This window comes from Mycobacterium intermedium (assembly GCF_002086275.1).
Classification (GTDB): Bacteria; Actinomycetota; Actinomycetes; order Mycobacteriales; family Mycobacteriaceae; genus Mycobacterium; species Mycobacterium intermedium.
Map to the genome: position 1 here is coordinate 20,331 of NZ_MVHT01000085.1, position 9,593 is coordinate 29,923.

Annotated in this window: 8 protein-coding genes; 7 read left to right on the forward strand and 1 reads right to left on the reverse strand. The window is 64.9% G+C overall.

Features of this window, described 5'->3' with window-relative positions:
- Positions 1-82 precede the first annotated feature (82 nt).
- The 6 genes from lpqN (at position 83) to BST27_RS23800 (ending at position 8,031) form a co-directional block, all read left to right on the forward strand.
- Positions 83-772, forward strand: a complete 690-nt coding sequence (gene lpqN / locus BST27_RS23775; RefSeq protein ID WP_069421495.1) for an envelope biogenesis lipoprotein LpqN — start codon at positions 83-85, stop codon at positions 770-772.
- A 51-nt stretch (positions 773-823) separates the two neighbouring features.
- The gene (locus tag BST27_RS23780; protein WP_069421496.1) at positions 824-1,309 is read left to right on the forward strand and encodes a hypothetical protein; all 486 of its coding nucleotides are present in this window, start codon (positions 824-826) and stop codon (positions 1,307-1,309) included.
- 47 nt (positions 1,310-1,356) lie between these two features.
- Entirely contained in the window at positions 1,357-2,874 is a 1,518-nt protein-coding gene (locus BST27_RS23785; RefSeq protein WP_069421497.1) for an alpha/beta hydrolase, read from the forward strand.
- A gap of 157 nt (positions 2,875-3,031) precedes the next feature.
- Positions 3,032-5,218 carry an FUSC family protein gene (locus BST27_RS23790; RefSeq protein WP_069421506.1) on the forward strand — a complete coding sequence of 729 codons (2,187 nt, stop codon included), beginning with the start codon at positions 3,032-3,034 and terminating at the stop codon, positions 5,216-5,218.
- Positions 5,219-5,437: 219 nt separating this feature from the next.
- A complete protein-coding gene (locus BST27_RS23795) occupies positions 5,438-6,835 on the forward strand; it encodes an IS1380 family transposase (RefSeq protein ID WP_069421498.1) in 1,398 nt (465 codons plus the stop codon).
- A gap of 188 nt (positions 6,836-7,023) precedes the next feature.
- Positions 7,024-8,031, forward strand: coding sequence for a hypothetical protein (locus BST27_RS23800; protein ID WP_139805329.1), 1,008 nt, complete (start codon positions 7,024-7,026; stop codon positions 8,029-8,031).
- A 97-nt stretch (positions 8,032-8,128) separates the two neighbouring features.
- On the opposite strand, the gene BST27_RS23805 is transcribed toward BST27_RS23800, so the two are convergent.
- The gene (locus tag BST27_RS23805; protein WP_232007493.1) at positions 8,129-8,581 is read right to left on the reverse strand and encodes a DUF5994 family protein; all 453 of its coding nucleotides are present in this window, start codon (positions 8,579-8,581) and stop codon (positions 8,129-8,131) included.
- 442 nt (positions 8,582-9,023) lie between these two features.
- On the opposite strand from BST27_RS23805, the gene BST27_RS23810 reads away from it, so the two are divergent.
- Complete coding sequence (locus BST27_RS23810) at positions 9,024-9,227, forward strand: cold-shock protein (RefSeq protein WP_069422673.1); 204 nt, start codon at positions 9,024-9,026, stop codon at positions 9,225-9,227.
- The last annotated feature ends 366 nt before the right edge of the window (positions 9,228-9,593 follow it).

Consider the following 9,593-nt stretch of genomic DNA (forward strand, 5'->3'; position numbering starts at 1 on the left):
AAGTCTCTCGTGCCGACTCCGCTAGTCTCAGTGCGACCCGGCGAATGGCGGGATCTTCGGGAGACGCACTCGGGAGATCGAATTGACTAGGCACTTGACGACGGCATGCGCGACGGTGGCGCTGGCATTGACGGTGGTTGCTTGCGGCTCTGAGGGGACGACCGAATCCAAGACTTCGACATCAACGTCTACGCCAACCTCGACATCTACTGCGACGGCGACGTCGACGGCAACCAGTCCGACTCCCGGCGCGCACGCCATGACCGTCGCCGAATACATCAGCCAGAACAACATCAAGGAAACCTCCGTTCACCCCGGCGATCCAGGCTCCCCGACCATCAACCTTCCACTGCCTGCGGGCTGGCATCGACTCCCCGAAACCGCCGCGCCCTACTACGGCATCGCGTGCGACCAGGCCGCCGACCCTAATGACCCGCCGACCGTCTCGGCCATCGTCGCCAAGCTCGAAGGCAACGTCGACCCGGCCAAGATCCTCGAGTACGCCCCGAACGACTTGAAGACCCTGCCCGGATTCGAGGGCGGCACTTCGAACGGCAAGGAATCCACGCTCGGTGGATTCCAGGCGTGGCAGTTCGGCGGCTCCTACGACAAGAACGGCAAGCGGCGCATGGCCGCGCAGAAAACGGTGGTCATCAACAGTCCGAACGGGCTCTATGTACTGGAGCTCGACGCCGACTCCGTCGAATCCGAAGCGGACAAGTTGATGGACGCCACCAGTACAATCGACGAGCAGACCACCATCACCCCCTAGCCCCGCAAAACGGGTGTGGGCCGATCACGCGATTGGCCTTACGGTGTTGGCATGACAGAACAGTCGTTTGCGGTAGACATCGGCCATCCACCCGAACCCCTCCTGCGCGCGGTCAATCCGCTCTTGCGGTTCCTGCTGGGGACTCCACTGGCGGGCCCGTTGGGCAAGCAGCTGATGGTATTGAACTTCAAGGGACGAAAGACCGGGCGGCAGTTCTCGATTCCGGTGAGCGCCCACGTGATTGACAACGATCTCTACGCGCTGGCCAACGCCGGTTGGAAAGTCAACTTCAGCGGCGGCGCGCCCGCCGATGTCACTTACGCCGGCAAGACCCGGTCCATGCGCGGCGAACTGTTCCGCGACCGGGACCTGGTGTCGGACCTCTACCAACGCTGTGCCCAGTCCTACGGCGTCAAGCGCGCGCAACGGATGATGGGATTGAAATTCCGCGACAACCGCATACCGACGCGCGAGGAGTTCGCCGAAGCGATCGACCGGCTGAAGTTGGTAGCCATCAGGTTTACGCCGGCCACGTAAACGTCTTGCGCACAGGCAGTTTCGCTCCTCCACGCTGGTCCGTGGCAATGGCCTGCCTGCTTACTGCGGCAGCGACCGCCGGTCTGGTCGCCGCGTGCTCGCGGGGCGCACCCGACCGTACTTCCTACGCCCCGGCGCCATGTCCGTCGCCGAACTTCCCCGGCGTACCCGAAGCCGATCTGGACGCGAACTACAGTTGCGGATACCTCACGGTTCCGGAGAATCGCGACGACCCGAAGAGTCGCACGATCCGAATCCTGGTGGCCCGGGTGAGGGCCGTCAGCGACAAGCCGAAGCCTGACCCCATCGTCTTTCTGGCCGGCGGTCCCGGCGGTGCCGGCACGTTGAGCGCGCCCGGCGTCGTCGCCGACGGAATGAACGCCGACCGCGACGTCATCTTCGTCAATCAGCGTGGAACGCTACATGACGACCCGCACCTGGGCTGCCCGGAGATGGACGAATTCACCGCCCGCGCAGTCGATTTAGTTCTGCAAGACTCGGCCACAGCGGACCTGGACGCGGCTTCGGTGGCCGCCTGCCGCAACCGGTTGGCGCCCTCCGGCGTCCACCTCGCGTCCTATAACAGCAGGGAGAACGCCGCCGATATCGCCGCCCTGCGGATGAAATTGGGCATCGACCAGTGGAACGTCTACGGCGTGTCCTACGGCACGGATCTCGCACAGCAGCTACTGCGCGCGCATCCCGAGGGCATCCGCTCTATGGTCTTGGATTCGGTGGTGCCACCGTCGATCAATCTCGTCGACCGTTGGTGGCAGGCGCCGGCCGCGGGGCTGGCCGCGATCTTCCGGGCGTGCGCCGATCAACCCCGTTGCGCCGCAGCCTATCCCGACCTGCCAGGGGTCTTCCTCGACACCGTCAACAAGTTGAGCCGAACCCCGCTCAAGGTCGACACCACCCGTGCCACCGGGGAGTCGGCGCAGGTGACCATCGACGGAGCGAAGGTGGTACCGCTGCTGCTGCAGTGGAGCGCCGACCCGGCCAACGTGGTCGACATTCCGCGCCTGATCTATGCGCTGTCCCGCGGCGACGGCACCCTGGCCGCGTCCGGGATCCTCGCCGCAGTGCCGCTGCCCGGACAACGCGGGCTGCTCGGTGCCGGACTGGCACTCGGCGCGTACTGCCAGGAAATGACGAACTGGACCACACCGGATGAGGCCCTCACCCAGGCACGGGCGGCGATGCCCGGACTGCCGGACTCCGTCTTGCGACTCACCCCGACGGGCAGCTGGATCTTCCGCGAGTGCGAAGCCTGGGGTCTGGGCAGATCGGATACCGCTGACCGCCTTCCCGTGCACAGCAAAATTCCGGTGCTCATCATGTCGGGCAGCTTCGACGCCGGCACCGCACCGCAGTGGCTGCGGGAGGTCACGCCGAGCCTCAGCAACTCGTTGGCGTTGCGGTTTCCGGGGGTGGGCCACGCAGTGTTGTCGAAGTCTCGCTGCGCCCAGTCGATCATGACGGCGTTTCTCAACGACCCCCGCGTTGACGTCGACCAGTCCTGCATCGCCTCGATGACTTTCCCGACATTCAGCCTGCCCGGGTGAATGAGGCGCGCTCCCCACGCGGCGCACTGGCAATGTGGATCAGGACGGTTGACGAAGTCGGTGCAAGGAGAGGCGGTCCCGGGTGTCGGGTCGATACGGCGTGCGTGAGCGCCGCGAGCGCCGCCCTCCCGATGGGCCGGCAACTCCCCCGACGTGGCTGGCCGACCTCTACCAGCGTGCACAGATCTGGACGATCGGCTCCGATCCGGGGCTGTTGCGCCTACGCCTGGCCATCCGGACGACGACCGCGCTGGGGTGTGCCCTGCTGGTGATGGCCCTGGTCACCAGGGCCGAAGGCCAGCCGCTGACGGTGGCGTTGCTGGGCGCTCTCATCACGATGATCGCGGCGCGATCGGTGAACGAGCCCGATCCGCGACAACAACGCATCACGATGGCGCTGCTGCCGCTCCCCGCGGCCCTGTCGATCGCCGCCGCGGCCCTGCTCACCCCGTATCGCGTGGCCAGCGACGTCGTCTTTGTCGTCATCGTTTTCGTCGCGGTGTATATCCGACGCTTCGGGCCCCGCGGACGCGCCTTCGGCATGGTCGCGTTCATGGCCTACTTCTTCACCATGTACCTGCGGGCAGGGGTTCGCGAGCTGCCCTGGATGGTCGTCGCGGTCGTCGTGGGCACGATCTGCACCTTCGTCATGACCGCATACGTGCTGCCCGACCGACCCGAGCGGGTCCTGCGCGCCACCATCCGCTCGCTGCGGGCGCGCATGGCCATCGTGGTGGACACCACCGCCGAAGCGCTGCGGGCCGGCCGCCTGGACGAGCGCCGGCGGCGACGCATCCGCGCCCGCATCGCCCGGCTCAACGACACCGCGCTCATGGTGCAGAGCCAAATCGAAGACGAAGCGAACCCGGCCAGGCTGGGACCCGAGATCGGCGACGAAGAGCTGACTTCCTGGTTGTTCGACGCCGAGCTGGCCGTGGAGTGGGTCGCGATCGCCGGCCAGCGCGCCATCCTCGTCGCGGCGGAGATACCTGCCGCCACCCGGGCCGAACTCGCCGCCACCTTGACCCAACTGGCCTGGGCGATCCGACTCCCCCGGTCCGGCACGCTGCATGATGTGGCGAGCCGCGCCCAGCAGGTTTTGGACTCGCAGCCCCCAGTTGAGCCCGCGTCCGAGGAGTCGGGCACCACCATGGTGCGGCGGCTTGCTTCGGCGATAATCGCCGCGGCGACAGCCACTTCGGAAGTACGCGCCCTGCTCGAACACCCCTACAGCCGGCCTGCGTCGCCGCCCGGGGAGGACATCCCAGAGCCAGGTTCGGCCGATGTGGACACCGACCGTTCCCGCCGGGGTCTGTTGCCCACGACGCGGCAGGCCATTCAGGCCTCCGTCGCGGCGTCGCTGGCGATCGTGCTGGGCGACCGGATCTCGCCGGAGCGCTGGTATTGGGCGGTGATCGCGGCGTTCCTCGTTTTCGCCGGTACCACCACCTGGGCCGAGACCCTGACGAAGGGCTGGCAACGCTTGCTGGGCACCGTCCTCGGCGTGCCCTGCGGCATGGCCGTCGCCACATTGGTCGCGGGAAACAGCACCGCATCGCTCGTCATGATCTTTGTGTGTCTGTTCTGCGCGTTCTATTTCATGCAGATCGCCCAAAGCCTGATGGCGTTCTGGATCACCACGGTGTTGGCGCTGCTGTACGGACTGCTCGGACAGTTCAGCGTCGAAGTGCTCGTGCTGCGTATCGAAGAGACCGCCGTTGGTGCCGTCATCGGTGTTGCCGTGGCAATACTGTTGCTACCCACCACGATCAGCACCACCATCCGCAAGGACAGTCGAGAGTTTCTGAGCTCGTTGTCACTGGTGGTCGAGACATCCGTCGCGCGAATGTTCGGTCAGCAAGGGGCGAACAGTCCCACCGAGGAGGCGCGTGAGCTCGACCGGAAACTGCAACAGTTCCGGGTCACCGCCAAGCCACTGCTGGCCGGTGTGACCGGACTGGCCGGCCGTCGCAACATCCAACGCAGCCTACGATTGTTCACGATTTGCGACCGCTACGGACGAAACCTCGCACGCAACAGCGAACGTTACGTGGACCCCGCATGTCCACCCGATCTCGCCGACGCCGTCACCACCGCCGCGCGACAGATCCAACACAACATCGATGCGCTGGTAGCGGCACTGGACGGTAAACACGCGGCGCCCCTCGTCCCCGCATCCGATGCGCTAGAAGCCGCTGAAACCATTGCCGCACAACGGGATGGATCGGATCAGCCGGAGGAACTGCCGCGCATTCTGCGCTCGCTGCGACGTATCGAGCGCGCCGTCGTCGCCACCACCACACATCTGGACGCGGACGCCGGCCTCAAATTGCCGGCGTCCTGAATCCCACTCACCCACAACGCAATTGAAACCCGCAACGGCGGGTGCGTTGACACTTTCCGCTTATTGACCATACATTGTGTGAGAATTGTCCACCCGCTAGCCCGGATTTTTCGCGGGATGTCGATGTAGCTGGGTGTTGATACGCGAAGGTGCCTGTCCCGCAGTGGAAGATCTACTTGTCTAAGGAAGATCGGTACATGCGTGAGAGGCACCTCGCAAGTGAAGAGTATCGCGGTGGCGCGGCGGGTGAAAGTATCGGCGGACGGACGTGGGGTGGTGTCGCACGCCGGGATGGGCCTGTTGCGGGAACTGGCCGACCTGACGGGGTTGTCGGCCCAGGTCACGGCGGTTTTGGCGGATACCTACAAGGGGCCGTGGATCTATGCCCCGGGGGCGGTGTTCGCTGATCTGGCTGCTGCGGTGGCCGACGGGGCGGACTGTATCGACGGAGTCGGCGTGCTCTGTGAGGATCGCGAGCATGTATTCGGGGCCAAGGCCTCCACGACGACGATGTGGCGGCTGGTCGATGAGCGTATCGACGCCGCCCACCTGCCAGGGGTTCGCGCCGCACGAGCGGCTGCGCGGGCGGCGGCCTGGGCTGCCGGAGCCGCCCCCGCTCGTGGTCGGCCCCTCTATATCGACATCGATGCCACCCTGGTGATCGACCATTCCGACAACAAGGCTGAGGCGGCCCCGACGTGGAAGAAGTCCTTCGGTCATCACCCGCTGCTGGCGTTTTTGGACCGCCCGGAGGTCGCCGGCGGCGAGGCGCTGGCCGGGCTGTTACGCAAAGGGAACGCTGGCTCGAACACCGCCGCCGACCACATCACGGTCCTTGAGCAGGCATTGGATTCGCTACCGGCGGATTGGCGTCCCGACCCGCAGAACCCGGGCGGACCGGCGGTGGTGGTGCGCTCGGATTCGGCCGGGGCCACCCACCGATTCGCTCAGGCCTGCCGCGACCGGGGGGTTGGGTTCTCCTTCGGTTTCCCCGTCGATGCCCGCGTCTGGGATGCCGTGGACACCCTGCACCTCGCCGAGGGCTGGTATCCGGCGATCGACTCCGGTGGTGACCTGCGCAATGGGGCGTGGGTCGCTGAGGCCACGTCCCTGGTCAGGCTATCGACCTGGCCTTCCGGGACCCGGCTGATCCTGCGCAAGGAGAGGCCCCACCCAGGGGCGCAGCTGCGCTTCACCGACATCGACGGCATGCGCATCACCGCCTTCATCACCGACACCGCGCCCGGGGCCGTGCCCGGCCAGCTGGCCGGGCTGGAACTACGGCACCGCCAGCACGCCCGCGTCGAGGACCGCATCCGCGAGGCCAAGGCCGCCGGATTGGCAAACCTGCCCTGCCATGATTTCCAGTCCAACGCCGCCTGGCTAGAGATCGTGCTGGCCGCCGCTGACCTGGTCGCCTGGGCCCAACTGATCGGCTTCACCGACACACCGGAGCTGGCCCGCTGCGAAATCCACGCCTTCCGCTACCGGGTGCTGCACGTCGCGGCCCGCATCGCCCGCGGCGCCCGCCAACTTCGGCTGCGCATCGACGCCACCTGGCGCTGGGCCGCGGCCATCGCGACCGCCTGGCAACGCCTCCGCGCCGCCTTCCCCTGACCAGCCCCACCACCGTGCCTGACAACCCGAAAGACCCGCGGCCCTGGGAAAGCCCGCCCACCCCGGCGACACGGGCGGATCGAACCTGCCCCAAGCCCAAAACAACAGCAATTCAGCAACTTTCGGGGCTCAGCACCGCCGGACCCCACCGGCGCGCAAAATCGAGGCTAGCGGGAAGGCAGGTGAGCGTGAGTCTCATCGTCGTCAACAACCCCGCCCAACTGCCGTGGCAGACCAATCTGTTCGACCTGCTGATGCTGGCCATGTTCGCCACCGCGACCGCATACAGTGTCGTGCAGTTCCGGCGCGGCACACGAATCTACGCGGTGGTGCTGGCGACCGCGACCATCTACGGCCTGGTCCTGGAGTTGGCGGGCATGGCCACGCTCAACATGTACGTCCAGGGCAAGTTTCTGCTGATGATCAACTGGACCGCCCTTCCCCTGTGGGAGGGCACCACGATGATGCCTTTCTATGTGGTGATCTTCTATCCCGCCATTCTGTTCACCGGATTCAAGGTGGTCGAGGCGCTGGGGATTCAGAAACGTTGGCAGGCCGCCGCCACTGGCGGGTTGTTCATGATCGCCCTGGATGCGCCGTACATCGTCGAGGGAAATCTTCGCCACATCGTCTGGTGGACTTGGGATCCCGATTTCAAGATGTTCCAGTACTGGGTCGGCTGGCCATTGGCCGACCTGTGCTGGCAGGGCCTTTGGGACGCGCTCTTCATCTATCTGATGTTGTGGGCACTGCCGCGCATCGACGGAGCCCGGACCCGCTGGTCCAACGCAAAGTGCTTCGGCGTCTTCGCACCGCTGAGCGCCCTGACCGTACTGGTCGGCGGCACGATCCTGCTGTCACCGCTGACCGTCGTCACCCTACTGGGGGCCCCACAGTGGCCGCTGGTGCTGCTGCTGGTGTCGGCCTACGCCGCGATCGCGGTATCGGCACTACGCGCGGCACGGCCGGCCGGTCGGATCAGCAAGTGCACCGTGGCGGTCGTGCTGATGTACGTCGTCAGCTTTGCGGCAATGGTGCTGGCGAACGCCGTGTACGAACGCGGTATCACTCAGTACATCGTGGTGCAGGCCGCCGGCCTGCTGCTGATGAGCGGGTTCACCGCGTTCCCCGTAATCGCCCGTCGCCGAACTGCTCCTGCGGAACCCGAGGACCGACGGGACCACATCGCGGCGTAGCGCAACCGGAAGGAGACCGTGGTGATGGTCGGCGCCGCCACCATAAGCGCCTTCGACGCCGATCTTCCTGCCCATCGTGTTCTAATCCGACTGAAAATCACGATGATTGGCCAACGGCTCCGCTATCTATCGTAGAATCTAGCTCCGGCGCAACGGGAACGGCAGCGGCGGTGCGCACGGCTTCGATAATGTCCCTGCCCGTCTGGAATTCTCGCGTGCCCAGTTCGACGGGGAAGATGGGCAGCGTTGCGGCCTGGCGCATCACCGTGATGGCCAGAGCACTAGAAGTCCGGCACGGCACTATCAAGAGTTTTGCCGAGGCCTGACTGCCACTCACCGCCATCAGGCGTTGGTGGGCAAGACTGCGAAACGGTATGACCTTTAAGCAATTCAGCGCGTCCAGGTCTGGCGCACCTTCCAGTGATGACCAATTGACCCTGATTGCTGTGATTTCACCCAATCTCGCGGAGAGAGCATCGAGCAACTCGGGAAGTTCGCGTGGTATCGAGGCTGTACGGGGCCACCACGCGCCGTCCAGCGCCGTACCCAATTGAACAGCCAGCGTAAGCCGGACCGGACTGGCCAGGCGCCTGCCATGCACAGCCCGATTCATTGCGCCACGGGATGATCTACGTATGTCACTCGATGCTCCATCTCTCCTCACTTCGGGTTGACCGACACACGCGTGTGAGGATCGACAAACAGAGCCAGCGCCAAGATCGTTTCGGATGCGGTCAGCGTTCCGAACATCAGTCTCGGCGGCGTGGCCTGCACCTTTGACGCTACACCGTGCGACACTTCACCGCACCAGTCAACGGGTCCGCGTCGCGGAAGAGAGAGCGGATAGGCCACTCGGAAACAGCTTTTCGAAAACCTAAGTGCCGCAAATGCGTTTCAAACGCTGCACGCCCCCCGAACCGCGTGACGCTCGTGCTATCCTGTCACAGGATGTTTTTCGTACATCCATTCATATGAAAGAAGTTGGAAAAAGTATGACGCAGGGAACTGTGAAATGGTTCAACAGCGACAAAGGCTTCGGCTTTATCGCTCCTGATGGCGGCACCGAGGATGTGTTCGTCCACTACTCAGAAATCAGTGGCAGCGGGTACCGCTCTCTCGAGGAGAACCAGCGGGTTCAGTTCGAAATTGGGCAGGGCACCAAGGGGCCTCAGGCAATTGGCGTGACACTCGTTTAACAGTCGTTTCGTAGCAGTGGGCTGGCAGGCATGTTCCTGCCAGCCCATTTCCAATTTTGCAGCGGCACAATCCGGTTCCCGCGCTGCTGTGCGCTGGTCAGCCCACGGGCCTACCTGAGGGTGCCAGCGATTCGTCATGTCCCTGGTGGCCGTAGCCGCGTAGGATCTGCATATCGGCGATATGTTGCGCGCGACCAGCTGAGATTGCGTCATCGCCGATCAATTAACGGCCGCGTCACGGCCAAGATGGGAGCGTCATATGACGCGACAACGAGGCCAACCCGTAACACCCGACTTGGCTCAAATTAGTGCGCACCGTCGGCGCGGATTTCGAGCAGCGCAATGCGTAGGTCGTCGGGTAGTGGG

Bases quoted from the DNA above. Each gene is read 5' to 3' on its own strand.
- BST27_RS23810 (WP_069422673.1), top strand. From the start codon at position 9,024: ATGACGCAGGGAACTGTGAAATGGTTCAACAGCGACAAAGGCTTCGGC.
- BST27_RS23780 (WP_069421496.1), top strand. From the start codon at position 824: ATGACAGAACAGTCGTTTGCGGTAGACATCGGCCATCCACCCGAACCC.
- BST27_RS23785 (WP_069421497.1), top strand. From the start codon at position 1,357: ATGGCCTGCCTGCTTACTGCGGCAGCGACCGCCGGTCTGGTCGCCGCG.